Source organism: Pseudomonas sp. R4-39-08 (assembly GCF_003852275.1).
Classification (GTDB): domain Bacteria; phylum Pseudomonadota; class Gammaproteobacteria; order Pseudomonadales; family Pseudomonadaceae; genus Aquipseudomonas.
The window spans coordinates 2,376,676-2,397,222 of the sequence record NZ_CP027733.1 but is presented as its reverse complement, the minus strand read 5'-3'; the positions used below and the strand labels follow the sequence as shown (position 1 = coordinate 2,397,222).

General features: G+C 60.1%; 16 protein-coding genes and 2 pseudogenes. 11 read left to right on the top strand and 7 right to left on the bottom strand.

The genetic code is table 11. The features are described 5' to 3' along the window. Window positions 1-50: 50 nt before the first annotated feature. Window positions 51-638 (top strand): LysE family translocator, encoded by a 588-nt coding sequence (locus C4J88_RS11100; RefSeq protein WP_124406918.1) that lies wholly within the window; start codon window positions 51-53, stop codon window positions 636-638. 54 nt (window positions 639-692) lie between these two features. Here the strand turns inward: C4J88_RS11100 and C4J88_RS11095 are convergent, their stop codons facing one another. The 3 genes from C4J88_RS11095 to C4J88_RS11085 all read right to left on the bottom strand — a co-directional run bounded on the left by C4J88_RS11095 (window position 693) and on the right by C4J88_RS11085 (window position 7,359). Next, on the bottom strand, window positions 693-2,966 hold the full coding sequence (locus C4J88_RS11095) for an autotransporter outer membrane beta-barrel domain-containing protein (protein ID WP_124406917.1): 2,274 nt from the start codon (window positions 2,964-2,966) through the stop codon (window positions 693-695). A gap of 210 nt (window positions 2,967-3,176) precedes the next feature. Further along, window positions 3,177-5,159 carry a hypothetical protein gene (locus C4J88_RS11090; protein WP_124406916.1) on the bottom strand — a complete coding sequence of 661 codons (1,983 nt, stop codon included), beginning with the start codon at window positions 5,157-5,159 and terminating at the stop codon, window positions 3,177-3,179. Window positions 5,160-5,349: 190 nt separating this feature from the next. Continuing rightward, entirely contained in the window at window positions 5,350-7,359 is a 2,010-nt protein-coding gene (locus C4J88_RS11085; protein ID WP_124406915.1) for a hypothetical protein, read from the bottom strand. Between the two features lie 231 nt (window positions 7,360-7,590). Between C4J88_RS11085 and C4J88_RS11080 the strand changes: the two genes are divergently transcribed. The 5 genes from C4J88_RS11080 (at window position 7,591) to C4J88_RS11060 (ending at window position 12,778) form a co-directional block, all read left to right on the top strand. Further along, window positions 7,591-8,646, top strand: coding sequence for a LacI family DNA-binding transcriptional regulator (locus tag C4J88_RS11080; protein WP_124406914.1), 1,056 nt, complete (start codon window positions 7,591-7,593; stop codon window positions 8,644-8,646). A gap of 91 nt (window positions 8,647-8,737) precedes the next feature. Continuing rightward, window positions 8,738-9,520, top strand: coding sequence for a sugar phosphate isomerase/epimerase (locus C4J88_RS11075; protein ID WP_124403864.1), 783 nt, complete (start codon window positions 8,738-8,740; stop codon window positions 9,518-9,520). Then, window positions 9,513-10,454 carry a sugar kinase gene (locus tag C4J88_RS11070; RefSeq protein ID WP_124406913.1) on the top strand — a complete coding sequence of 314 codons (942 nt, stop codon included), beginning with the start codon at window positions 9,513-9,515 and terminating at the stop codon, window positions 10,452-10,454. Before C4J88_RS11075 ends, C4J88_RS11070 begins: the two co-directional genes overlap by 8 nt. Window positions 10,455-10,508: 54 nt before the next feature. After that, the gene (locus C4J88_RS11065; protein WP_124362403.1) at window positions 10,509-11,804 is read left to right on the top strand and encodes an MFS transporter; all 1,296 of its coding nucleotides are present in this window, start codon (window positions 10,509-10,511) and stop codon (window positions 11,802-11,804) included. Beyond that, window positions 11,804-12,778 carry an NAD(P)-dependent oxidoreductase gene (locus C4J88_RS11060; protein ID WP_124406912.1) on the top strand — a complete coding sequence of 325 codons (975 nt, stop codon included), beginning with the start codon at window positions 11,804-11,806 and terminating at the stop codon, window positions 12,776-12,778. Before C4J88_RS11065 ends, C4J88_RS11060 begins: the two co-directional genes overlap by 1 nt. Before the next feature lie 166 nt (window positions 12,779-12,944). Here C4J88_RS11060 and C4J88_RS11055 read toward each other — a convergent pair whose 3' ends face one another. Beyond that, window positions 12,945-14,570 (bottom strand): methyl-accepting chemotaxis protein, encoded by a 1,626-nt coding sequence (locus tag C4J88_RS11055; protein ID WP_124366649.1) that lies wholly within the window; start codon window positions 14,568-14,570, stop codon window positions 12,945-12,947. A gap of 232 nt (window positions 14,571-14,802) precedes the next feature. On the opposite strand from C4J88_RS11055, the gene C4J88_RS11050 reads away from it, so the two are divergent. Genes C4J88_RS11050 through C4J88_RS11040 form a run of 3 tightly spaced genes read left to right on the top strand, consistent with a single transcriptional unit; the run spans window position 14,803 to window position 17,264 of the window. After that, window positions 14,803-16,233 carry a nucleobase:cation symporter-2 family protein gene (locus C4J88_RS11050; RefSeq protein WP_124366648.1) on the top strand — a complete coding sequence of 477 codons (1,431 nt, stop codon included), beginning with the start codon at window positions 14,803-14,805 and terminating at the stop codon, window positions 16,231-16,233. Window positions 16,234-16,245: 12 nt separating this feature from the next. Further along, a complete protein-coding gene (locus C4J88_RS11045) occupies window positions 16,246-16,707 on the top strand; it encodes an LEA type 2 family protein (RefSeq protein ID WP_124366647.1) in 462 nt (153 codons plus the stop codon). A gap of 5 nt (window positions 16,708-16,712) precedes the next feature. Then, window positions 16,713-17,264, top strand: a complete 552-nt coding sequence (locus C4J88_RS11040; RefSeq protein ID WP_124406911.1) for a GNAT family N-acetyltransferase — start codon at window positions 16,713-16,715, stop codon at window positions 17,262-17,264. Between the two features lie 689 nt (window positions 17,265-17,953). Here C4J88_RS11040 and C4J88_RS11030 read toward each other — a convergent pair. Continuing rightward, a pseudogene (locus tag C4J88_RS11030) lies at window positions 17,954-18,166 on the bottom strand (carbon-nitrogen hydrolase family protein); the annotation flags it as partial. Between the two features lie 2 nt (window positions 18,167-18,168). On the opposite strand from C4J88_RS11030, the pseudogene C4J88_RS11025 reads away from it, so the two are divergent. Further along, window positions 18,169-18,705: pseudogene (locus tag C4J88_RS11025) on the top strand (LysR substrate-binding domain-containing protein); the annotation flags it as partial. On the opposite strand, the gene C4J88_RS11020 reads toward C4J88_RS11025, so the two are convergent. Further along, on the bottom strand, window positions 18,698-18,952 hold the full coding sequence (locus C4J88_RS11020) for a hypothetical protein (protein ID WP_003190904.1): 255 nt from the start codon (window positions 18,950-18,952) through the stop codon (window positions 18,698-18,700). The pseudogene C4J88_RS11025 and the gene C4J88_RS11020 overlap by 8 nt on opposite strands. A gap of 162 nt (window positions 18,953-19,114) precedes the next feature. Between C4J88_RS11020 and C4J88_RS11015 the strand changes: the two genes are divergently transcribed. Then, window positions 19,115-19,435 (top strand): YqjD family protein, encoded by a 321-nt coding sequence (locus C4J88_RS11015; RefSeq protein ID WP_124362397.1) that lies wholly within the window; start codon window positions 19,115-19,117, stop codon window positions 19,433-19,435. Between the two features lie 32 nt (window positions 19,436-19,467). Here the strand turns inward: C4J88_RS11015 and C4J88_RS11010 are convergent, their stop codons facing one another. After that, on the bottom strand, window positions 19,468-20,505 hold the full coding sequence (locus tag C4J88_RS11010) for an Ldh family oxidoreductase (RefSeq protein ID WP_124406910.1): 1,038 nt from the start codon (window positions 20,503-20,505) through the stop codon (window positions 19,468-19,470). Between the last annotated feature and the right edge of the window lie 42 nt (window positions 20,506-20,547).

Sequence of the window (20,547 nt, the reverse complement as noted above, 5' to 3'; positions counted from 1 at the left end):
CAGGCCTGTGAAGATCGGCTCCATCAATCGATTGTTGGGAGTCGCCCGCCATGTTGCCGTTTATCCTGTTTGCCTTTGTCGCCTCCATCACCCCGGGTCCTACCAATATCCTGGTGCTGAGTAACAGCGCACGGTATGGCTTTAAGGCCGCACTGCCGATCATCCTCGGCGCCTGCCTGGGTGCAGCAGGCATTGTGCTGTTGGTGGGCTCCGGTGTGGGCCAGTCACTGGTGTATTTGCCCAAGGTACAAAGTGCGATGCAGTGGGCCGGCGTGGCCTGGCTGAGCTATCTCGCCTGGCAGATTTTCAGCGCGCCAGTGGAGGCCTTGGACGTACAGTCAGCGCAAAAGCGGCTGGGTTTCAGCGGTGCCGCCAGCCTGCAATTGATCAACCCCAAAACCTGGATGATGGCGCTGGCAGTGGTCAGTGTATTTGCGGGTAATGGTGCAGAGCGCCAGAGCCAGGTAATGACCCTGTCGATGGTTTTTTTCCTGATTTCCTTGCCATGCCTGGCAACCTGGGCCGTGCTGGGTGCGGGCTCAAGCCAGTTCCTGCGTTCGCCAAGTGCCATGCAACGCTTCAACCGCTGTATGGCCCTGCTTCTGCTGGGTTCGACCTGGCTGAGTGTAGTGATCTGAATGTAAAAAAAAGGGGGAAGCCATAGCTTCCCCCTGTTCAATCGAACGACAACTTCAGAAGTCGTACCGCACGCCGAAGTTGACGCCCCAAGGCTGGTCGATCTTCTTGCCCTGGCTGGTTTCGAAGTCGGCATGCAGCTTGACGTTCTCCGATACGGCCATGGCTACACCGGCCGCCAGCTCGATGCGCGAGCCGGACAGGTCGTTGTTGAAGCTCTGGTCGTTGATGAACACCTTGTTGCTCTGGTCAAACTCGTGGGCGACCGCAGTACGCAAGTAAGGCTGCAGGATACCGCCGCTCTCCAGTTGGATGTTCTTGCCCGCAGTCACACCCAGCTTACCGACCACCGAACTGGAACGATCACCCTTGGCGTGCAACCCATTGGTCAGGTCGTAGCTTTGCGCCTGGGTGATGGTGGCCGACAATTGCCCATAAGGCTCGACGAAAAAGCCGTCGTCCAGCTTGATATGGCGACCGAACTCAGCCGAGGCGCCCACGGCGTTTTGCGCGTAGTTGCCTTTGGCTTTCTTGCCATCGCTCATGGTCACATTGTTGTCGGTGTGCAACCGGTTGAGCTTGGCCACACCGTCGAAGTACAGACCGCTTTCAGCGTCCATCCAGGTGGCATAACCGCCCACATAGTAGCTCTTGACCTCGCCGCTGCTGCCACGGTTCAGGCTTAGATCGGAGACGCTGTGACCGGCCATCATACCGGCGATCCACTGGCCGTCCCCTCCGGACAACGGCGCGTCGGCACCGATGGTGAAGCCCTTCTGGTTTTGCGTGTAGCCCGCACCGTTCTTGTTGGCCGCCACATTGAATTTGTTGCCGTAGCTGCGCATCCACATACCGTTGCCCGCGCCTTCGCTGAAGCGCAATTCGCCCATGCGCGTACGCAGGATGCTCATCTCGCCATACAGCACGGTCGGCGCGCTGTTGAACAAGGCCAGCACCGAGTGGGCGGTAGTACTGGTGCCGCGACGAGAGGGGTCGAGCAGCCAGTCGGTACCTTCTTTCTTCAAGCCGTAATCATAGGCGCCAATATCAACGGTGCCGCCCGCCAGGGCGAACTGCGCATCACCGCCTTCGGTGTGCACCACCTTGATAGGCTCGCCCTTGGCCAGTTCGGACCCGGTGGCCGCCAACAGCAGGCTGTGGTTACCTTCGGCCTTGCCCTGCACGTTGAGGAAGTCGGTCTGGTTGGTGGAAAAGTCGGTGTGCATGACGAAGGTGCCGTTACCGTCCAGGCTCTTCACATCCAACTGGTAGAACTCATTTGGCCCGCCGAAGGTCACAGCACCGCCGCCCATCTTCAAGGCGTCGACATTGCTGTCGCCGACCAGCACCCAGTTGGACGCTTCGTTCACACTCAACTCGGCGACGTTTTTCAACTGGCCGGTCAGCCAGGCTCCGTTGTTGAGTTGCACCTTGGCATGACTGCCCTCTTCCACCACCACGTCGCCGAACAGTGAGCTGTTATCCACGTTCATGTTCGCGGTGGAACCACCGGTCACTTCCAGGATATTGCCGTTGTCGCCGGTCAAGGTAGAACCATTGAGGACCTTGATGTCGGCATCAGTCGCACCATACTCATCCCCCATCACTAACAGTGCCGCGCCGTTACGACCCTCGACATGGGAACCGTCCAGCACCAGGCTGCTTGAGTTCTTGTCGCTCGCCTCGTAGCGCAGCTCCACGCCATTCTGGCCGCCGACGATGCGACTGCCGCTGGCTGTCGCACCGGCACCCAGCAGCCGGACGCCCACGCCGGTTTCATCCGTCGCAATCACGTCCGAATTGATGAAGTTCAATTGGCTGAACGCCGAAGCAATCGCGCCCATGGTGGTGCCCGTAACGGTGCTGCCGGACACATTTACGGTCGAGCCGTTCGACGTCAGAAAATTGCGGCCCGCACTGATCCCTACACCGCCTTGGTTGGTGACCGTGCTGTTGTTGATGTCTGCGGTGCTACCGGTCAAATGAATCGCATAGGGAGAAGAACTACGCGCTTGAACTGTCGCGCCATTCAAGGTGATTTTCGAGCCACCGGACGCCTGGATTTCTTGTGCAATGGTGCCTTCATTCAGCGTCATCCTCGATCCGACCACTTGGGATTGACGCAAGGTGGCCCCGTTAGAAATCAGGTGAGAGTCCCCCGTGACATACCAGTTGTCGACGTAATAGCCCGCCCCAATCGTGCGTTCCTGCCCTTGAGACACTTCCTGTCGAGCCTCGGCAACCGAAGTACCGAGTATCAGGAACCCCATGGCGGGTGCCTGGATGGCAATGGCCAAAGGGTGTTTTCTAAAAAAAGCATTCATTCTCATTTTGCGCGCATACCCGTGAAGAACCTTCCCATCAGGGAACGAATTGACCGGCACCAAGCAAGGCAGGGGCAGGCCGTGACGGAGCGCAGATTAAGAAATAGGGAGGAAGGGGTATGTAGGACTTGTCCTAACCAAAGCAGCCAAAATCGCAGCGTCGAGCAACGCAGGCTTGAAGAAGACCCATTGCAGGTCCTCTTCAAGCCCAACCTGTTAAGCCCAGGTGGTTCCGTCGCAATAGGTTGGCGTTGAGCCCGACAGATACGTACGCACCAAGGCTAGTGTTTCGATAGAGCTCACCGGACTGGGACCTGCAATGGGTACCAAATACTTGATACGTACGGAGCCGGCAGAAAGGCTCGCCGCGTTGATAGGTTTGATGAATGTACTACCCGGTCTGACAGCAACTCTGAAACCTGTAACCACTTCGCTGCTATTGACCGTGTGAGTAAACGTATCCGAAGCTGCGGAAATTGGCGTCAGTCCTGCGTCATCGCTGAATGCCATCCACTCTAAAGGAATGACCATTCCCTCAGTAATGAGAGGATGGGGCGGTACGAAAACCATCAGGGTATCACTTGGCTGTGGAACCGCAGAGCAGCCGATGATGACCTGCCCGGTTGGTGTGGTGATGGCACCGACCACCGAAGGCTGCTGGAATGTAATGACATTGGCCGAGACATCAATACCTTGCACCAATGAATAGTTGGCGTTGATGCTAGTCGTCGTGACGATTCGATACTGCAATGGAATCCCAACGCCGTTGCCTTGCCTGGAAATGAATGGCCATGGCACATGCATAGGAATGACATCACCCGGGTTCGCCGTAGTGTTATCAACCGCAACACTGTCAACCCGCTCGCCCCCATAATACAGTTCAATTGTGAAGGGTCCGGCTGAAGGCAAGGGCGCGGCACTCCACAAAGTCACCGCGACCGGCGCGTCCTGCTGCGCGTCACGTGGGTCCAGCGCATTCGGCAATGCCGAGACGGGCCCCGTCAATACAGGCGCGGGCAGATTGGGGTTGTTCAAGTCAGGCTCGGCAGGGTTGACCGGGCCGGGCGCGAACAGGTATAGCTCGATCACCGCAGCCGTGAGCACCCAAGTGAACACACCGCCACGCTCAACGGCATATTCTACCGTCAATGCGATAGGCCCGTTGCTCGAACCATATAAGATGCGCAGTACCGGGTAATCCACCGGGAAATTATAAGGAAGCGCAGTGGATCCCAGCGGGATGGGACCGACCTGCTGATTACCGTGCAACGTGGTCAGGCGCACGTAAAGGTTGTCTTTACTGCGATCCGGGACATAGTTGGGGATAATCACATCCATTCCCGACGCTGCAGCCGCATCCATCCGGTCGATCAGGCGATCGCCGACCCCCGTAAGGCTCAATGCCAACCTGACGCCCGGCGTCTGAAGGACCGGAGCAGGCATGATGGCAATGACCACCGATAACCCGAGCGAAGGCAGAATGCTGGGGTTGCCGGAAGCGTCGCGTAACCGGTAATAAAGGCTTCGAGCGCCTTCCCACTTCTTCGCTTGATCCAGGGTGAGTACCACGACTTCATCGGGAAACACCGGGCCTGATGCAACGACATCCCCGACAGGCCCATCCAGCAATTCCCATGTGTCTCCCGGCTGTGCATCAAAGGCGTCATAATTGGGAATTGGAAATCTTGCCTCATTGCCGTTATCGGCAAAATATTTGGCATCCAGCGGCCCGGAGTGCCCGACCGGCATCGACAACGGTCGCGGAGCAATACCGGCAGTCTGGTAGGGCCCGGTTCGATCGACAATAAACGTGACCGTATAGGAACCCGAGATATTAGTGCCGAAGGTATTGGTCACCTTATAACTGTACGAGTGAGTGCCTTCAGTTAGTTCAATCTCAGCTATCCGGGCCACATACGGTCCTGCCGTACGATGCACGTCTTGGCCAATATAGCCGGTCTCGAAGTTACCTGTGTCATCAATATAATTATCTCGAGTGGCAGGATCCGCCGGGGACGGGACAGGTAACCACGCTGGAATGTCCAGGAGTAGATCCTGATCCACCGCAGCGCGGGTCAGCAAACCAGGATAAAGGGTGTTATCAACATACCCGCGCGGCACTGCCGCAGGCAGCGAAATGGGTATATTGTCTGCCAGTTTGCTCTTTTGAATGGCGAAAGGGCCTAGTTTCTTTTTCATATCAAGTCACTCACCGTAGTCATATGCACCCGTGTTGAAATACTCGCCGCCTTGAGGCGAGCCTGTAATACGGATAACCCAGCGCATGCTTAACGTATTGAGAACCAGCAATGAAACATGCCATACAACACCCAAACAGCCGTTGGCATAGCGTCGAATCATTCCGCTTTATACTGTTGTGGCCGACCACTCACCCGCGCGTGTCATCCACCGCTGCAGGCAACCATTGCAAGTCCTTACCATCGCAAAAGCCGGGATCTCCAGGCTGGCAAGGGTAATTGCCGCCAGGTGACTTTCGATCTATACGTACGCGCCCTTCCGGACCCTCACTGGACTTGCCCAACAACGCGCCATTTCGATAGACGAAATATTTTGCTGTCGCGGACGCAAAGTCACGCATCGGCTCAATTTTAGTCTCCCAAGGCAACACGACTATCTCGGCCCCATTAATAAAATGTTCGGATATCAACGTTAAGCTGCCTTTAAATTCGGTGCCGATGATAGGGTCCGACCAGTTGTTAGCCCTGAACCCCTGCCAAAAAAAATCGATGACATCGCCAACGTCCATCGGTGCCACAACAGGCACTTTCCACCGAACCCCGTGACAGATCGCAGGGCGTGAGGCACAGGTCAGATAAGGAACACTCCCATGCAACGTGTGCTTTATTTCCGGGTCGGGAAAATCGATCAAGGGGTCAACGTGAACATTGACCAACGTGTCTGGGGCCAGTTGTTCATTCACGCCGTTGCTGGTGGTGTAATGAACCGGCAGTCCAGGGTGATTGCCCTCTTCCACAACAAGGCTGCCGGATACATCCGGCACAAACCTGATTAATTGATCATAGACATCGCCTGGCTGGACCGTGTAATAGGCCACCGGCCCTCTATTGCCCCAGTACAGTGAAAGCACTTGGCCCGGTTGCGGGTCCATATAAAGTCGCACCCATACACTGGCACCAGCGATTCGGTCGCGCAAATCCAGCTCATTGAACAACCCCGACCCATTGCCGAACACCTGCACCTTGGTCAGTGAAGCGTTAAGCAACGCGGGGGCATTGGCATGGTCCTGGCCTGCAATCGTGAAGTCTGTCTCGAACGAACGTACCGGTGATGGAAAAGGGGGCCGGCCCGCTCGACGTATTTCGTATTGCACAGGTACCGACTCACGCATCAGCGGGCCCGGTATACGCAAAATTGACCAGGGGACAGTCACGGTAAATGGAAAACCAGTGATCGGCGTTTCCGCAACCGGTCGCCCGTGCCAGAGGACCACCACGGCGTCGCCTGGGGCGTATCCGTCGTATTGCGTCGGAATAACGACCGCGATGCCGGCGCGGGCATCATCGCGCTTGAGCAGCAGATCGTAGTAGGCCGGCGGCCGGATTTCGGGAGGTGGCAATCTACCGGGAGACGGAATCAGGTTGACCATAAAATCCATCGAAGCACTCAGGGGGCTGTAGTTTCCCGCCCTGTCGTAGGCACGCACCGTCATATAAGCCCTGCCGTTGGGCAGCGCGCGGAACAGGTCGCGATGAACCCTGAGCACCAGGGGTTCGTCAATGAAGTGAAACGTCTGGATATAGTCATAAATCATAGGAAACGGCGGCGTTTCATCCGACAAATACAGGGCAACCTGATCATCTCGCTCTCGCACTAGGAATTTCGGCACTTTGATCTCTATGAATTCGTAATTGGCAAGAACGCTTTCGGTAATGCCAGACGAGGCAATGTCAGAATCGACAAACTCGGGATGATCGGAAGGTGAAACAAACACCGGAGGATTGCGGTCCAGCCTCAGCATTCGGGGAGGTGAATCCACATCCGGGCTGCCCTCTTCTACAACCCGATACCGCAACTCGATGACTGCGTCGAAATCCATCATGTAGTGTGCTGGCACATACAGGGAGTAAGGAAAGGTCGCTGCGGCAAAAGATATTTCGTCAAAAACGACGAAGTCAGCGACTCGCTCAACGCCGCCCACCTTCCAGATCAATTGGAGCGTATTGGTACGGCCCAGCGTTGGCCCCGGGGCCCATTTTTTGATACGGCACTCCAATGGCATTGCGTTGTAAGGGCTGACGATGAGCCCGTCCGGGTCTGATACCGGTACGCCGACGATCTCTGCGAAGGGGTCCAGCATCAGCACGCCATTGCGCTGTTTACGGAGGGTGGGCAATGGTCCGTTACCGGGCGTGTCCATGGTGCATGCTCCTATTCGAAGGCCGCCTGTTGAGCACGATTAGGCACCTGATTGGGGAGTGCGACTACTGTCAGACTTGACAGGTTTTCCTTGCCATTCGTCGGTTATTAAGGCTCGGGCTGCCGGCAATTTTTTCGTACAACTCTTGACGCGTTTGCTGACATGGTGTCTTCTGAAACCGGTTTCAGCCTGACCCCAAATTTTCTATTCCAATAAGAAAGGCCCGCCACCGTGACTTCATTTTCCGCCGCCCAGCGCAGCCGCGTGACCATGCTTGATGTCGCCGAGCGTGCTGGTGTGTCCAAGGCCAGCGTGTCGCGTTTTATCGGCGATGACCGCGCCCTGCTCTCCGATGCCATCGCCCTGCGCATCGAGCAAGCCATCGATGAACTTGGCTACCGCCCCAACCAGATGGCCCGTGGCCTCAAACGTGGGCGCACGCGCCTGATCGGCATGCTGGTGGCCGATATCCGCAACCCCTATTCCATTGCCGTGATGCACGGCGTCGAAACCGCCTGCCGCCAGCATGGCTATAGCCTGGTGGTGTGCAACACCGACCGCGATGACGAACAAGAGCGCCAGCACCTGGCGGCGCTGCGTTCGTACAACATCGAAGGGCTGATCGTGAACACCCTCGGCCATCACCTCGACCAACTGCTGGAACTGCAACGGGAAATGCCCCTGGTGCTGGTAGACCGCAAGGTCGAGCCGCTGCACAGCGACCTGGTGGGGTTGGACAACCCGGCGGCGGTGCGTATGGCGCTGGAACACCTTGAGCAGCAGGGTTATCGCGAGGTGCTGCTGGTGAGCGAGGCGACCGACGGCACCAGTTCACGGCTCGAACGCCTGCACAGTTTCAAAACTGAAGTCGCCAACCGCCCGGACATGCACGGCGCCGTACTCGAGTTGAACGACGCGCTGGAACATCACCTGCGCATCTTCCTGGCCAAACCCACGCGCAAAGCGCTGTTCTGCGCCAACGGCGTGGCGGCGCTGGCGTGCACCCGTGCGCTCAAGGCGTTGGGCTGCCACCTGTTCGACGATATCGGCCTGATTGCCCTGGATGACCTCGACTGGTATCCGCTGGTGGGCAGTGGCATCACAGCGCTCGCCCAGCCGACCGAGGCGATTGGTGCCAGTGCGTTCGACTGCCTGCTCAAGCGTTTGCGCGGTGACACAGCCCCCACCCGTACCCTGGATTTTTTGCCCCAACTGATCATCCGAGGCTCCACCCAACTCCCTGTGGGAGGGGGCTTGCCCCCGATTGCGGCATATCAGTCAGCTTAGCTGTAGCTGACCCAACGCTATCGGGGGCAAGCCCCCTCCCACATTTTGTTCTGCGCATAAAAAATGAAACCGGTTTCAGAGGTAAACAACAATGCATGAATATCCCGTCTCTATCAGCCTTTCCAGCTACGGCGCCGAGTTGGTCCGCCAGCAGGGCCAATTGAGTTTTGTCGCGCTGCTGCACGCCGCCGGTGCCCGGCGCATCGAATGGCGTGAAGAACTGCTGACCACCGAACCGCCTGGCACCCTGGCCCAGGCCGCCGCCGAGCAAGGCCTGGAATCGGTGTTTTCCTCGCCCCTGGAACTCTGGGTCGCCGGCCGTGCCCAGCCCAATGCAGACTTGGCCGCGACCCTGGACCGCGCCCAGGCCTTCGGCTCGCGCTGGCTGAAAGTGTCCCTGGGTTACTTCACCGACACCAACGACCTCGAAAGCCTGCACGCCCTGCTCAATCGCCACGCGGTCAAGCTGCTGGTAGAAAATGACCAGACCCTGCACGGTGGGCGGATCGAGCCGATGCAACGGTTTTTCACCGAGGTCGACCGCCTGGGCCTGCCGGTCAGGATGACCTTCGACATCGGCAACTGGCAATGGCAGGACCAATCCGCGCTCACCGCCGCGCGCCTGCTGGGCCGGCACGTGGACTACTTGCACTGCAAGGCCGTGGCCCGTCGTCCGGACGGCAAGCTGGTAGCCCAGCCGCCTGGCGCCACCGACCTGCATCTGTGGGAACAACTGCTCACGCACATGACCCAAGGTATTACCCGGGCGGTGGAATTTCCGCTGCAGGGCGACGACCTGATCCAGGTCACTGCGCAACAGGTCGCCACCCTCGCCCGCCTTGGCCAACCCCGCGTGGAGAATGCCCATGTCTGAGATCGATATCCTGTCGTTTGGCGAGACCATGGCGATGTTCGTCGCCGAGCAGACCGGCGACCTGGCCCAGGTCGGCCAGTTTCACAAACGCATTGCCGGGGCCGACAGCAATGTCGCGATTGGCCTGTCGCGCCTGGGTTTCAATGTCGCGTGGTTGAGCCGGGTGGGTAACGACTCCCTCGGGCGCTTCGTGGTCGACACCCTGGTCAACGAAGGCCTGGACTGTAGCCACGTAGCCATCGACCCGCTGCACCCCACCGGTTTCCAACTCAAGTCCCGCGAAGAAGCTGGCGCCGATCCTCAGGTGGAGTACTTCCGCAAAGGTTCGGCGGCCAGCCATCTGTCGATTGCCGCTATCAGCCCGGCCCTGTTGCAAGCTCGCCACCTGCATGCCACCGGGATTGTGCCGGCGTTGTCCGAGGCCACCCGCGAATTGTCCGTGGAGTTGATGACACAGATGCGCAAGGCCGGGCGCAGCGTGTCCTTCGATCCGAACCTGCGTCCATCCCTGTGGGCCAGCCAGGCGCAGATGATCCGCGAAATCAACGCCCTGGCCGGCCTGGCTGACTGGGTATTGCCAGGCCTGGGCGAAGGCCAGCTGCTTACCGGCTTCGATGACCCGGCGGATATTGCCGCGTTCTACCTCGACCAGGGCGCCGAAGCCGTGGCAATCAAGCTCGGGCCCGATGGCGCGTATTACCGCACCCAGATGGACCAGGGCTTTGTCGCCGCCGTGCGCGTGGACAAGGTGGTCGACACCGTGGGCGCCGGCGATGGTTTTGCCGTGGGCATGATCAGCGCCCTGCTGGAAAACGCCAGCTTTCCCGAGGCGGTACAACGCGGCAACTGGATCGGCAGCCGCGCCGTACAGAGCCGCGGCGACATGGAAGGGCTGCCCACCCGCGCCGAGTTACCCAGCCGATCCGTTGCTTGACCCATTACCCACTCTCCCTGTTGCCACAACTACAACAAGCTCAGGAGCAACCTTATGGAAACCGTGAAACTCGCCACCCGCCGTTGGTGGTACATCATGCCCATCGTGTTTATCACTTACAGCCTGGCCTACCTGGACCGCGCCAACTACGGCTTTGCCGCCGCCTCGGGGATGGCCGAAGACCTGATGATCACGCCGGGCATGTCGTCCCTGCTCGGCGCGCTGTTTTTCCTCGGCTACTTTTTCTTCCAGGTGCCGGGGGCGATCTACGCGCAGAAGCGCAGCGTCAAAAAGCTGATTTTCGTCAGCCTGATCCTGTGGGGCGGCCTGGCTACCCTGACCGGGGTGGTCTCCAACGCCTACATGCTGATCGTCATTCGCTTCATGCTCGGGGTGGTCGAGGCTGCGGTGATGCCGGCGATGCTGGTGTACCTGTGCCACTGGTTCACCCGTGCGGAACGCTCGCGGGCCAACACCTTCCTGATCCTCGGCAACCCGGTGACCATGCTGTGGATGTCGGTGGTCTCGGGCTATCTGGTGCAGCATTTCAGCTGGCGCTGGATGTTTATCATCGAGGGCCTGCCGGCGGTGTTATGGGCATTTATCTGGTGGAAGCTGGCCGACGAGCGTCCCAAGGACGCCAAGTGGCTGAGCGACACGGAAAAGCACAGCCTGGAAACTGCCCTGGCCGCCGAGCAAGTCGGGATCAAGGCGGTGAAGAACTACGCCGAGGCCTTTCGCTCGCCGAAGGTGATCATCCTGGCGCTGCAGTTCTTCTGCTGGAGCATTGGCGTATACGGCTTCGTGCTGTGGCTGCCGTCGATCCTCAAGGCCGGCCTGAAGATGGACATGGTCGAAGCCGGCTGGCTGTCAGCCCTGCCCTACCTGGCGGCGGTGATCGGCATGCTGGTGGTGTCCTGGGGTTCGGACAAGCTGCAAAAGCGTAAACGCTTCGTCTGGCCGCCGCTGTTGGTTGCCTCCATCGCTTTCTATGCCTCCTACGCGCTCGGGGCTGAACACTTCTGGTGGTCCTACACCCTGCTGGTGATCGCCGGGGCGTGCATGTACGCGCCTTATGGTCCGTTCTTCGCCATCGTTCCGGAAATCCTTCCGGCCAACGTCGCCGGCGGCGCCATGGCGCTGATCAACAGCATGGGCGCACTGGGCTCGTTCGGCGGTTCGTACCTGGTGGGTTACCTCAATAGCAGCACCGGCTCGCCGGGCGCTTCGTACCTGTTGATGAGCGGTGCGTTGATGCTGTCGGTGGTGCTGACGATTTTCCTCAAGCCCGGCGCCAGCGACCGCGTACGCGAGCCCGTGGCTACCCTCGAAATGAAGGCCAATTCCTGATGAAAAAATGCGTGGTTTTATACAAGAAACTCTCCGCGCCGCTGATGGCCCGCCTGCATGAGCAGGCCGACGTGACCTTGATCGATTCACTGGACGAGGCCGGCCTGGCCCGACTGCGCAGCGCCCTGCCCAACGCCCACGGGCTGTTGGGCGCCAGCCTGCGCCTGGATGCCGGGCTGCTTGACCTTGCGCCGAAGCTGGAAGCGGTGGCGAGCGTTTCCGTGGGGGTGGACAATTACGATATCGACTACCTCACCCAGCGCGGCATCCTGCTCAGCAACACGCCGGATGTGCTCACCGAAACCACCGCCGACACCGGCTTTGCGCTGATCCTGGCGACTGCCCGACGCGTGGTGGAACTGGCCGACATGGTGCGCGCCGGCCAATGGAACAAGAACATCGGCCCGGCACACTTCGGCAGCGATGTACACGGCAAGACTCTGGGCATCATCGGCATGGGTCGCATCGGCGAAGCCTTGGCCCAGCGTGGGCATTTTGGCTTCGGCATGCCGGTGATCTACCACAGCCATTCGCCCAAGCCTGCGGTAGAGGCGCGTTTTGGCGCGCAGTACCGCAGCTTGTCGGAACTGCTCAAAGAGGCGGATTTTGTCTGCCTGACCTTGCCGCTGACGGCTGAAACCGAGAAGCTGATTGGCGCTGAAGAGTTCGCGTTGATGGGGCCGGAGACGATCTTTATCAACATTTCCCGGGGCAAGGTGGTGGACGAAGCGGCGCTGGTCGAAGCCTTGCAACAGCGCACCATTCGCGCGGCCGGGTTGGATGTGTTCGAGAAAGAACCGCTCGACCACGCATCGCCGCTGCTGCGGTTGAACAATGTGGTGGCGACGCCGCACATAGGCTCGGCGACCCATGAGACACGCGAGGCGATGGCCAAATGTGCGGTGGATAATCTGCTGCAGGCGTTATCCGGCGAGCGCCCGCAGAACCTGGTGAACCCAGGCGCCTGGAAATAAGGGGCGAGCCCTATCACTGTAGGAGCGAGCTTGCTCGCGAAAAACGTCTAGGCAACACATTCATTCTGAATGAACGCGGGGCCCCTGAGTTCTTCGCGAGCAAGCTCGCTCCTACAATGGCATCAGGGCAAGCCCCCTCCCACCCTTTTGCCTGCATTTCAAATGGTCAGATAACGAACTTGGCCACCATTCCATTCAAATCCACCGCCAACCGCGACAGCTCATGGCTGGCCGCGCTGGTCTGGTTGGCGCCCGCTGCCGACTGCGTCGCCAGGTCACGGATATTCACCAGGTTGCGGTCCACTTCGCGCGACACCTGAGCCTGCTCTTCCGAGGCGCTGGCGATCACCAGGTTGCGTTCGTTGATCAGGCTGATCGACTGGGTGATCTGCTCCAGTGCCACGCCAGCGGCGCGGGCCAGTTCCAGGGTGTGTTGGGTGCGCTGGTTGCTCTGCTGCATGGATTGCACGGCTTCACCGGTGCCGTTCTGGATGCCGGCGACCATTTTCTCGATTTCCTGGGTGGACTGCGCGGTGCGATGGGCCAGCGCCCGCACTTCGTCGGCCACCACGGCGAAGCCACGCCCGGCTTCACCGGCACGCGCCGCTTCGATCGCGGCGTTGAGCGCCAACAGGTTGGTCTGCTCGGCAATCGCACGGATCACGTCCAGTACCTTGCCGATGTCACGCCCTTGCGCTGCCAGCCCTTCGATCATCGCCGCCGTGTTCTGCACATCCTGGGTCATGGTCTGGATTGCCCCGACCGTCTCCACCACCCGGTCGCGCCCTTCCCGCGCCGCCTGGTTGGACTGGCCGGACGCTTCGGAGGTGGACACCGCATTGCGCGCCACTTCTTCCACCGCTGCAGTCATCTCATTGACCGCCGTGGCCGCCTGGTCGATTTCATTGTTCTGCTGTTGCAAGCCACGGGAGGCTTCTTCGGTGACTGCGCTCAGTTCTTCGGCAGCCGACCCAAGCTGCGTGGCCGAACCTGCAATGTGCTGGATGGTCTGGCGCAGGTTGGCCTGCATGGTCGACAAGGCACTGATCAGGCGCGCCGGTTCGTCCTTGCCGTCGTCCTCGATGGTTGTCGTCAGGTTGCCGCCGGCGATGCTTTCAGCCGCTTGCACGGCCTTGCGCAACGGCGTGACGATGCTGCGGGTCAGCAGCCAGGCCAGCAACACCGTCAGCAACGCAGCGGCGACCGACACCACGATGACGCCGGTAATGGCGCCTTCGTAACTGTGTTCTGCCTGGGTATCGGCAGCCTTGGCGCCGGCGGCGTTGAGGGCGATCAGTTTGTTCAACTGCTCGCCCATCTGGTCGGTGCCTTCCTTGATACGGCTGTTGATCAGGGCGCGCATTTCATCGACCTTGTCTTGCCTGGACAGGGCAATCATGTCGGCCTGGGCCTTGACGTAGTTGTCCAAGGTAGTGGCGAATGCCTTATACAACACCGCCTCCTCGACATTTGCCGGCAACGCGGCGTAATGGGTCTGCGCGACCCTGACCTTGTCCACCAACACGCCGATGCGGGCTTCGGCTTCCTGCAGGGCCGCCGGCTCACGGTTGACCAACACGCGAAAGGACAGGATGCGCATGCGCAACACGTTTTCCGTCATATGCCCCAGGTACGTCACACTGGGCAGCTGATTGGTGCTCATGTCCAGCGAAGCCTGGCGCATCAGGGTCATGCGGTTGACCGCAAATACCCCCAAAATGACCACCAGCACTGCAATGAAGGCAAACCCGAGAAATGCGCGAGGGGCAATATTCAGATGACGCAGGGACATAAGGGGGCTCTCAGAAGTGATGTTCGCCAGCGGCCTGCCGCGAATCGATCCGTCAGCGCCAACGCGCTACCCAGACCTTGGCCACCCCTGGTGTAATGGATAGGTGGGCCTATACGGGGTATCGGCTGATGTCGACGTTTTATGCAGGCGCTTTATAAATAATTTATTACACTTCTGACGACTGGCCGTTTCTGGCATCCTGCGCCTCCCTTTTCTGACCCGAGCCCTCATTTTGTCTGACGCTCAAGCCCCCCGCCCGCGCTATAAATCCGACCTGATCTACGGCCTGGAAGACCGTCCGCACTTCACGGCGGCGATATTTGCCGCCTTGCAGCATGTGCTGGCGAGCTTCGTCGGCATCATCACGCCGACTCTGATCGTCGGTGGTGTGCTGGGCCTGGAAAGCGAAGTGCCTTATCTGGTGAGCATGGCGCTGTTTGTCTCGGGGCTCGGCACTTTCGTACAGGCACGTACCTTCGGCCCCATCGGCTCCGGGCTGTTATGCCTGCAAGGCACCAGTTTTTCCTTTATCAGCGTGATCCTGAGTGCCGGCTTCATGGTCAAGGCCCGCGGCGGCGGCACTGATGAGATTCTTTCGACGATCTTTGGCATCTGCTTTTTCGCGGCGTTTATCGAAGTGGTGCTCAGCCAGTTCATCGGCAAGCTGCGCAAGCTGATTACCCCGGTGGTCACCGGCACCATCATCACCTTGATGGGCTTGTCGCTGATCAAGGTAGCGGTCACCGACATGGCCGGCGGCTTTGGTGCGGGCGACTTGGGCGCCGCCAGTAACATGGGCCTGGCGGCGCTGGTGCTGCTGACCATCGTGGTGCTCAACCGCTTCGACAACCCGTTCCTGCGCCTGGGCTCGATCGTGATCGGCCTGACCCTGGGCTTTGTGGTGGCGTGGTGGCTGGGCCGGGTGGACATGACCGCCCTGCCCCAGGTGCCCTTGATCAGCGTGCCGGTGCCGTTCAAGTACGGGTTTTCGTTCGACTGGGTGGCGTTTATCCCGGTGGCGGTGATCTTCCTGATTTCGCCGCTGGAGGCCGCCGGGGATCTGACGGCCAACTCGATGATTTCCCAGCAGCCGGTCAAGGGCCCGCTGTACATCAAGCGCATCAAGTCCGGCCTGTTGGCCGACGGGCTCAACTCGGCCATGGCGGCCACCTTCAACAGCCTGCCGATGGTAACGTTCGCCCAGAACAACGGCGTGATCCAACTGACCGGCGTCGCCAGCCGCTACGTGGCGTACTTCATCGCCGGCCTGCTGGTACTGCTGGGACTGTTCCCGATGATCGGCGCGGTGTTGCAATTGATGCCCAAGCCGGTGCTGGGCGGCGCGACCCTGATCATGTTCGGCACCGTGGCCGTGGCCGGCATCAAGATCCTCGCCGAAGCCGGGCTGCACCGACGCAATGTGCTGATCGTGGCGATTTCCCTGGGAATGGGCCTGGGTGTGGCCGCCGTGCCGGAAGTGCTGCGCGACCTGCCCAAGGCGCTGCACAACATTTTCGAATCACCGATCACCGTGGGGGCGTTCTGTGCAATCTTGCTGAACATTTTCCTGCCGGAAGAGTTCATAGAGCTGCAAGAAGATGAATTCGATCCGGAGTCCTCTACCCTCAAGGTCATGCAGGACCCGGACGTCACCAAACACTAGGAGGGCCTTTGTATGCGCAAGCTCATGGTTCTATCGCTGTTGCTACTGACCTTGAGCGCCTGCGCGCTGTTCCCCAATCGCGATCCGGTCAAGATCAACGTGGTCGGCATCGAACCCCTGCAAAGCCAGGACCTGGAAGTACGCTTCGCGGTGAAGCTGCGGGTGCAGAACCCCAATGAAACGCCAATCGACTACAACGGCGTGGCCCTGGACCTGGAGGTCAACGGCCGACCATTGGCCTCGGGCGTCAGCGACCAGGCCGGCAGCATCCCGCGATTCTCCGAAGCCGTGCTGATGGTGCCGGTCAGCGTTTCGGCGTTCACCGTATTGCGCCAGACCCTGGGCCTGAGCCAGACCCAGAGCTTGAATAACCTGCCCTATGTACTGCGGGGCAAACTGGCGGGTGGACTGTTCGGGACGATGCGCTTTGTCGAGCGGGGCACGCTGGATTTACCGAATACGGCGACCTGGTGAAGGGCATGCAACCGACACTCTTCACCGAACGCCTGATTCTGCGCCCGCTGGTGCTTGAAGATGCCGAGGCGATCCAGCAGCAATTTCCCCACTGGGAGGTGGTGCGCTACCTCAACGCGCAGGTGCCATGGCCTTATCCGGCGGATGGCGCACGCACCTATCTGCAACACGTGGCCCTGCCCGCCATGCTCCGGGGTGAGGAATGGCACTGGTCGATCCGTCTTAAAACCGCGCCTGAACAGTTGATTGGCAATGTCAGCCTGATGGATGAAGCGGACAACAATCGCGGATTCTGGCTGGGGCCGCAGTGGCATCGGCAAGGGTTGATGCCCGAAGCCAGTGCCGCCGTGACCGACTATTGGTTTGGCGTGCTCCAGCGCCCCGTGTTACGTGCGCCCAAGGCTGCGCCAAACCTGGGGTCACGGCGAATTTCAGAGCGCACCGGCATGCGTTTGATCAAGACGGATGAGGGCGAATTTGTCGCAGGCACTTTCCCACGGGACATTTGGGAAATGACCCGTAAAGAGTGGTTGGAATCCAAATCTCTCAAACGATAAAGATCAAATGTGGGAGGGGGCTTGCTCCCGATGGCAGCCTGTCAGTCACTGGGTCAGGTGACTGACAGGCTGCCATCGGGGCATAGGTATCTACACAACTTTGTAGCAGCCTACGGTAACCACGATGCGAAGCGAGTCGCTCTTGATCTTGCTTTTGATCTAGGCGCCCCGTTAAACCACGCTGGCCGCAATTCGATAGTGATTTGGGGGGGGTAAACCGGCAGGAATGCCGGTTTAGCCGCCCCGCGCCATGGATGGCGCGTGGCGGCGGCCCCCCAAATCAATGTCGGATTACGGGCACACCGAGCCTAGGCGAGGTGCCGAGTGGTGGGGCGAGGACCTTTTGGTTACTTTTGGGTCCTTCCAAAGTGACACGCTGTAAAAGCGGAACCGCCAGCCGCCGTTACCGCGGGAACGGATATGTACTCGTTCTGATCCAGCATTCTGGTCGGCTGTCAGGCCGCCATCGGGAGCAAGCCCCCTCCCACATTTTGCCCCTCATACATCAGGTAGGCATCAACCTACCGAGGTGATGCTGTGCAACTGGCCATGGCCCACCTATAAATCGCCCAAACGCCAGAGATCCAAATGTGGGAGGGGGCTTGCCCCCGATGGTTGTGTACCAGTCAGCCTATCTGCAACTGACCACCGCCATCGGGGCAAGCCCCCTCCCACATGTTTAACCGCGTTTAGTCAGCGATATAGCGCACACCCGGCTTGGCGCGCTCGTCCACCGTCAACTCAAAAATATCCGGCCGGGCATAATGCCCCACCACGTCATAGTCATACCTGGCCCGCACCAACTCATCGGTATCGATCCGCGCTGTCAGCAGGCCCGCCTCACCCACCAGCGGCCCGGCCAGAATGTCTCCCATCGGCCCGACAATCACGCTGCCTGCGGCAGCGTCTGCCGAAGCTGCGGGTGATCTTCCGCCAGACCCACAGCCAGATCGTCGCCGACGCCCTGCTCGACCGCAGCCTGGACCTGGCGATCACCGCCGGCGGGTTTGCCGAGCGGCGCCTGAGTCGGCAAGTGCTCGGGGAAGGTGACTATCGCTGCCTGGTGGATCCGGACAGCCTGGCGCCCGGCCAGCAACAGCTCGACCTGGCGGAGTTCGTCGCGCGCGAACATGTGCTTGTGTCGTCGGGTGGGTTTATCGGCATTACCGATGAAGGCTTGGCGGCGCACGGCTTGAGCCGCCAGGTGTGCGCGTCCACCAGCCACTTTGCCGCCTTGGCGTTTCTGCTCAAGGGCAGCGCGGCGGTGGCGACGATTCCTGGGCATGCCGCCGAGGCCATCGCCCGCCTGACCGGCTTGCGCGTATTGCCCTGCCCACTGGCGTTGCCCCGCTATCCGGTCGAGCTGGGCTGGCGCACCCAGGCCCAGCTCGACCCCTTGCTGTTGAAGGTTCGCGAGGCGATCGAGGCGTGCTTTATTTAGCCGCGGCCATCAGCTTGTTGACTTCGCTGCGCACCATGTTGGAAAACTCCGGCGGCGACATGCCGTCCAGTTCCGCGCGCACCCACTCGGCCCATTTGCCCTTGCGCTTGGCGCGCTCGCCGAACAAGCGCGCGGCTTCGCCCTTGGCCTTGCCCAGGTTGGTTTGCCACAGGTCATAGAGACGGGACTTTTCATCTTCCAGCTCGGCGCGTTCGGCGAGGGTCTTGTTGGCGAGATTGAAGCTCATGTTGAATTACCTGCTGCACAAATAGGTGACATCTTACACTGTAGGTCGAAAAGACCCGATTTCGATTTTGCCGCAAATGGGCAGCCCGCAAAATAACTGCAACTTTTGCCAGCGCCCGATACTCCATTGTTCACTGTCACCTACACTTGCAAGGAGTCACACATGGCCCGCAAAACCGCCGCCCAATCCGTCGAAGATCAAATCAAGGATCAAGCCTTCAGCGAACTGACTTCGCTGATTGAAGAATCTGACAAACTGCTCAAGAGCAGTGCATCACTGGTGGGTGAGGAAGGCGAAACCCTGCGCGAGCAGGTCGCCATCAAACTCAAGCAAGCCCTGGACTCAGTGTCCAACGTTCGTGAACGCAGCAAGCCGGTAGTCGATGCCACCGAGACTTATATCGGTGGTCACCCCTGGCAGACCGTGGCGATTTCCGCAGGCTTTGGCCTGGTGGTAGGCCTGCTGCTCGGTCGCCGTCACTGATAAGCAGGGGCTGCGCCCAGGGCGCAGCCCCTTCAAACCGCAGCCAACGCTTGCAGCTGCTGCAGGTCATGTACCTCAAGTTCAATCCCCGTTTCCTGCGACTTCGCCCGTGCGCGATGCCGCCGATCACCCGGCAACCGCCGCAACCCCGCCGCATGCATCTGTCGCACCAGTTCCTGGCTGCGCACAGCAAAGCTTTGCCCGGCGGTCTTGCTCGGGTCGATCACGATCAGCAGCTGGCCTGTCCACGGTGTACGCGCCCCCGGATGATCAGCCCAACTGAATTCGAACGAAAAATTACCGCCCGTTAACGCGGCCGCCAGCAACTCGACCATCATCGACAGTGCCGAGCCCTTGTGCCCGCCAAACGGCAACAGCGCGCCGCCTTCCAGAATGGCTTTCGGGTCCTGGGTCGGCTGGCCCAGGCTGTCCACGCCCATGCCCGGTGGCAGGCGTTCGCCCTTGCGCGCGGCGATCTGCACGTCGCCATGGGCGATGGCGCTGGTGGCCAGGTCGAACACGATCGGCGGGCCGTCGGCGCGCGGCGCGGCAAAGGCAATGGGGTTGGTGCCGAACAACGGGCGGTCGGCGCCATGGGGCACCACGCAGGTCATGCTGTTGACCACGCTCAAGGCCACCAGCCCTTCTTCGGCGAAGGGCTCGACATCCGGCCACAGCGCGGCGAAATGGTGGGAGTTGTGGATCGCCAGCAACGCGATCCCGGCGCTGCGGGCCTTGGCCACCAGCAAGGGGCGGGCAGCGGCCAGGGCCGGCTGGGCAAACCCATTGCAGGCGTCTACCCGCACGAAACCGCTGGCGACGTCCGTCACCAGCGGCAGCGCCTGGCCGTCCACCCAGCCGCTGGCGAGCGTACTGAGGTAACCGGGCATGCGAAAGATGCCGTGACTATGTGCGCCGTCGCGCTCGGCGCTGGCGCAATTGTGCGCCAGGATCGCAGCCACTTGTGGCGAGGTGCCGTGCTTCACGAACACCGCTTGCAGCAACCCCACCAGGTCGTTGAAACCGATGAGCGCTGTCGCGTTGTCACCTATCGGGGACTGGGCAGACATCTGTAGCTCCGATTTTGTAATTGGAAGAGACAACAAGAATCC

Coding starts and splice junctions, on each gene's coding strand:
- C4J88_RS11060 (WP_124406912.1), top strand. CDS start 11,804: ATGAAAAAATGCGTGGTTTTATACAAGAAACTCTCCGCGCCGCTGATG.
- C4J88_RS11015 (WP_124362397.1), top strand. CDS start 19,115: ATGGCCCGCAAAACCGCCGCCCAATCCGTCGAAGATCAAATCAAGGAT.
- C4J88_RS11020 (WP_003190904.1), bottom strand. CDS start 18,952: ATGAGCTTCAATCTCGCCAACAAGACCCTCGCCGAACGCGCCGAGCTG.
- C4J88_RS11065 (WP_124362403.1), top strand. CDS start 10,509: ATGGAAACCGTGAAACTCGCCACCCGCCGTTGGTGGTACATCATGCCC.
- C4J88_RS11045 (WP_124366647.1), top strand. CDS start 16,246: ATGCGCAAGCTCATGGTTCTATCGCTGTTGCTACTGACCTTGAGCGCC.
- C4J88_RS11095 (WP_124406917.1), bottom strand. CDS start 2,966: ATGAGAATGAATGCTTTTTTTAGAAAACACCCTTTGGCCATTGCCATC.
- C4J88_RS11085 (WP_124406915.1), bottom strand. CDS start 7,359: ATGGACACGCCCGGTAACGGACCATTGCCCACCCTCCGTAAACAGCGC.
- C4J88_RS11055 (WP_124366649.1), bottom strand. CDS start 14,570: ATGTCCCTGCGTCATCTGAATATTGCCCCTCGCGCATTTCTCGGGTTT.
- C4J88_RS11090 (WP_124406916.1), bottom strand. CDS start 5,159: ATGAAAAAGAAACTAGGCCCTTTCGCCATTCAAAAGAGCAAACTGGCA.
- C4J88_RS11100 (WP_124406918.1), top strand. CDS start 51: ATGTTGCCGTTTATCCTGTTTGCCTTTGTCGCCTCCATCACCCCGGGT.
- C4J88_RS11075 (WP_124403864.1), top strand. CDS start 8,738: ATGCATGAATATCCCGTCTCTATCAGCCTTTCCAGCTACGGCGCCGAG.
- C4J88_RS11070 (WP_124406913.1), top strand. CDS start 9,513: ATGTCTGAGATCGATATCCTGTCGTTTGGCGAGACCATGGCGATGTTC.
- C4J88_RS11040 (WP_124406911.1), top strand. CDS start 16,713: ATGCAACCGACACTCTTCACCGAACGCCTGATTCTGCGCCCGCTGGTG.
- C4J88_RS11010 (WP_124406910.1), bottom strand. CDS start 20,505: ATGTCTGCCCAGTCCCCGATAGGTGACAACGCGACAGCGCTCATCGGT.